Raw genomic sequence first — 2,196 nt, forward strand, 5'->3', positions numbered from 1 at the left:
TCTTCAAACCATGCTTCTTGAATATCAAATACAGAAACTTCATCCGTTGTTTGATTTTCGTATTTATATTCCGCATTGAATTTCTTTGTCTTTGGCTCATATACCAGCTTCATCTCTGTTGGCATTGGTTGATTATATTTATCACATACTGATTTTATTTTTCTTGTATCTTCTTTAAGAATATCTAAAACTTGTGTTTGACAATCAACAGAAACATCAAAATCAACAGCAAGACCAGAATCAAGAAGCTTATGCCTTTCAACAATTTTCCCATTTATTATATAGAAGTACTCGGCATTTAATAATCCTTCATAGGCTATATGAATGAATATTTTGTCAGCCACCCCCTTTGAATACTCATTGCAGATATCCACCATATCTGCCTGTAACGCTGAAAATTCATCCTCAAACATTGTCTTCCTCCTAATTATTGGGTATTGCCGGCACATCAACTAAATCTCCGTTGATACAATACTCTATTTTAAAAGCCGTTGGACTTGCATTGGTTTTGAAGAGTACATTATCCTTGCTTTTCGAGTCTGGATTTTTCCTCTTCAAACCATGCATCATAATTATCAAACACAGAAACTTCATCCGTTGTTTGATTTTCGTATTTATACTCCCCATTGAATTTCTTTGTCTTTGGCTCATATACCAGCTTCATAAGCTTGGGCACAGGCTGATCATATTTCTCACAAAGAGATTGGAGCCTTTGAATGTCTTCATTTAAAATATCTAGGACTTGTTCTTGGCAGTCATCAGACACATCAAACTCAATTTGTAAATCTGTATCATTTAATTTATGGCAGTCAAATATTTTATTGCTTATACAATAAAAATGCTGGGCAAGAATCATTCCTTCATTTGCGGCATAAATAAAGATTTTATCAGCCACACCACATGAATACTCATTGCAGATATCCACCATATCTGCCTGTAACGCTGAAAATTCATCTTCAAACATTGTCTTCCTCCTAATTATTGGGTATTACCGGTACTTTTATAAGTTTACCATATAATTTTATATTTTATTTTGAAAGCAGTTGGCCTTGTATTTTTGCCATCATATATTATTTCTATCTTTAAGTCAGTGATTTCGTCTGGGGGAATCTTTTTCAACGCCTTTTCCCATGCCCGCTCAATATCCCGATACTGTTTGAAATTAACATCCTTTGCCTGCGAAACAAGATTGTCAAGTTCTGGGGAGGGAGCCACCCTCACGGGCAAGGTGCTGGCCACCTACCACGGCGGCCGGGAGGTGTTCAAGGCGGAGTGAGCTTGGCTTGAAGGAGGGGCGGAGATTTCAAGTGTGCGTTGGAAGCTCCGCTAGACTGGGGGAAGGGCAATTCCCTACCACAGCAAGACCGGAATACGAGATAGTCCATTAGACGGAATAAGAAATCCTGTTGTTACTGCCTTTACTAATAAATCTCTGTCTATATAAATCTTCAACAATATCATTCACAATTTCCTCATTCCATTTGTCATTTCCAGATAATGTTTGGATATGTTTTTTTAAGGCATTCTCACTTTTTGGTTTACTCTTAATCTTTTTTAGATTCTTCAACACAATATCACGTTTTTCTTTAAATGATTCGTCATCTGTTCGTTTTGAATTGTTGCAGCAGGTCGAACTGTCATTAGATATATCTTCAAGAGTTACAATCCTCTTCACACATTCTTCGCCTCCTTTCGTCTGATTGACAAAGTGAATCAGCGGATCAAATCCTTGATCTTTTGATAGAATATAATGCATCACCTCTTTCTCGCTATCATGCTTTGCTAAAAAATATGCAATATGAAAATCCAATGCATTCTTGCCGTTGCCACTTATTTGTATCCATTCAATTTGATTTTCATTTTGTGCCAAGACAAGTGATGTGGGAACAGATTTTTGTTCAGCCCCAATAAAAACGAAATATTTTCCATCGATAGGTGGAAGTGATTGTAGTTTTCCCATGTTCTCATAATCAATATAAACGTAAACCTTCATCCCATTCTCCTCAGTCCCAGTCGTCATCATCCCAGTCGTCGTCAAGGGCTGCGGCTTCCATAGCTTTGATTTGGGCATCCTTTACATCAAAAGAGGCCGAAGCCGCCTCCGCAAATAAGGCCAAGCAAAATGGACATAGATATATTCTTTTGTGAATATTGAAACCAAGCCTTGAAAAAGAGAAGGCGAACGAGTTGTCTTTC

5 protein-coding genes are annotated in these 2,196 nt (G+C 37.4%); all 5 read right to left on the bottom strand.

Translation table 11 applies throughout. The features are described 5' to 3' along the window. A partial coding sequence (locus ACKI3D_RS04955; RefSeq protein WP_407392638.1) for a hypothetical protein occupies positions 1-413 on the bottom strand: 413 nt, incomplete at its 3' end. A 107-nt stretch (positions 414-520) separates the two neighbouring features. Beyond that, entirely contained in the window at positions 521-964 is a 444-nt protein-coding gene (locus ACKI3D_RS04960; RefSeq protein WP_407392639.1) for a hypothetical protein, read from the bottom strand. A 44-nt stretch (positions 965-1,008) separates the two neighbouring features. Further along, complete coding sequence (locus ACKI3D_RS04965; protein ID WP_407392640.1) at positions 1,009-1,215, bottom strand: DNA/RNA non-specific endonuclease; 207 nt, start codon at positions 1,213-1,215, stop codon at positions 1,009-1,011. A 169-nt stretch (positions 1,216-1,384) separates the two neighbouring features. Then, entirely contained in the window at positions 1,385-2,020 is a 636-nt protein-coding gene (locus tag ACKI3D_RS04970; RefSeq protein WP_407392641.1) for a PIN domain-containing protein, read from the bottom strand. Then, the coding region (locus ACKI3D_RS04975; RefSeq protein WP_407392642.1) for a hypothetical protein at positions 2,004-2,196 on the bottom strand (193 nt) is incomplete at its 5' end. The genes ACKI3D_RS04975 and ACKI3D_RS04970, both read right to left, overlap by 17 nt.

Origin of the sequence: Methanobrevibacter sp. (assembly GCF_045586545.1) — an archaeon.
Classification (GTDB): Archaea; Methanobacteriota; Methanobacteria; order Methanobacteriales; family Methanobacteriaceae; genus Methanocatella.